2 protein-coding genes are annotated in these 1,206 nt (G+C 69.1%); both read right to left on the bottom strand.

The window, feature by feature from the left end:
* Positions 1–173: 173 nt before the first annotated feature.
* The gene (locus Q1J79_RS00265; RefSeq protein WP_300295123.1) at positions 174–656 is read right to left on the bottom strand and encodes a DUF2269 domain-containing protein; all 483 of its coding nucleotides are present in this window, start codon (positions 654–656) and stop codon (positions 174–176) included.
* A partial coding sequence (locus tag Q1J79_RS00260; RefSeq protein ID WP_300295121.1) for a DoxX-like family protein occupies positions 653–1,206 on the bottom strand: 554 nt, incomplete at its 5' end. The genes Q1J79_RS00265 and Q1J79_RS00260, both read right to left, overlap by 4 nt.

Below are 1,206 nucleotides of genomic sequence, written 5' to 3'. Positions count from 1 at the left end.
CGCGCTGGGCCACGAAGCGCGCCACCAGCTCGGCATCCAGCGCCGGGCCGGGCAGGAATTGCCAGAATTCCTCCCGCACGGCAAAGACGGCGAAGGCCGCCTCGTCTTCGGCCCTGAAGGCGCGCAGGATCAGGCGGCCGGTGGTGAAGCTGGGAAAAAGATCGGTCATGGAATCAGGTGGTCCCCGGAATGGCGCGGGCGATCATAAGCCAGAATACCAGCAGCAGGCCAATGAAGGCGGGCCAGCCGAGCAGGAACCAGTATCGCACATAGCGGTAATACGGCGCCGGCAGGGCGGTTCCGTCGCGCAAGGCGGCAACGGCCATGTCGCGGATGCGCAGCTGCAGCCAGACCACCGGCGCCCAGCACAGGAAGGCGCCGACATACAGCGCATAACTCAGCAGCAGCCAGGGTTCATGCGGATCATGGCCGGCGATCAGGATCAGGGCGATGCCGCTGGCCGGCTGGACCACGCCCGCCGTACCGGTGAACAGCCAGTCGGCCCGCACCACCAGCCGGGCGACGCCGGCGATGGTGGCGACATGGCCGCTGCGATGGGCGAACCACAGGAAGAAGGCGATGCCCAGCCCGGTGCCGAACAGCACGGTGGCGCTCAGCACATGCAGGTATCTGACCGGCAGATAGAGCTCGCTCATCGGTCGTCGTCCAGCGCCCAGTGGATGGCGATCAGCACCAGGATCGGCAGGTTCTTGAGCAGCGGGCCGTAAGGCTCCAGCCACAGACCCGGATCGGCGAGGCTGAGGATCGCGGTATAGCCGCCCACCATCGCCAGCTGGACCAGCGTCAGCAGCCCGGCGCCGGGCCGGCGCAGCAGCAGGCCGAGGCCAAGCAGGATGTCGATCCCGCTGAACAGCAGCGCCAGCGGCCGCCCGGCCTCCATCGGCAGGCGCAGCAGGTCGAGCACCGGCTGAACCGCGTCTGGCCCGGCGAACAGGCCGATGGCGCCCGATACAAGCCACAGCAAGGCCAGCGCCACGCGTGTCGCCGGCCGCAGCCAGTAGAGCCGGGCATGCCAGCGGTCCTGCACATGGGAGGGATGCCGGCGCAAAGCCTCGGCCATGCTTGCGGGCTGCCAGCCGATGGCGCGGGCGAAACCGGCGGCATCGCCGGTATTGCCGTAACGCATCTGCGCCAGCGCATTGCGGCTGACCGGGCCGCGGCCGAACCACTCCCCCAGCCAGGCCA

Origin of the sequence: Ferrovibrio sp. (assembly GCF_029255545.1) — a bacterium.
Classification (GTDB): domain Bacteria; phylum Pseudomonadota; class Alphaproteobacteria; order Ferrovibrionales; family Ferrovibrionaceae; genus Ferrovibrio.
This window is presented reverse-complemented; position numbering and strand designations above follow the sequence as displayed.

What these genes read in the sequence shown, in the direction of transcription:
- Q1J79_RS00265 (WP_300295123.1), bottom strand. Translation starts at nt 656, where the DNA reads ATGAGCGAGCTCTATCTGCCGGTCAGATACCTGCATGTGCTGAGCGCC.